The following is a 280-nucleotide window of genomic DNA, read 5'->3' as shown; positions in this document are numbered from 1 at the left end:
GTGGTACAAGACGCTGCCGTTACGATTTTGTGTACTGCTGGGTCGAAGATGTTGTCGTTAACACCAACCACGATGTTTGCGATGCCTTCTTCTTTAACAGGTGCAGAAACTACAACGCGCTTCACGCCTTGCTCTAGGTATGTGTTTAGGAAAGAAGTCTTACGGTGAACACCTGTCGCTTCGATCACAACATCACAACCAGACCAATCGATCGCGTCGATGTCACACTCTTTAGTGGTTTTGATGCGTTGACCATTGATGATCATCTCATCGCCTTCAG

Annotated in this window: 1 pseudogene; it reads right to left on the bottom strand. The window is 47.1% G+C overall.

Features of this window, described 5'->3' with window-relative positions:
• Positions 1-280 (bottom strand): annotated as a pseudogene (locus A3712_RS21490) (ArsJ-associated glyceraldehyde-3-phosphate dehydrogenase); the annotation flags it as partial.

The organism is Vibrio sp. HI00D65, assembly GCF_001635455.1.
Classification (GTDB): Bacteria; Pseudomonadota; Gammaproteobacteria; order Enterobacterales; family Vibrionaceae; genus Vibrio.
Note: the sequence above shows the minus strand (reverse complement) of the source record. Positions and strands in the feature narration are given on the sequence as shown.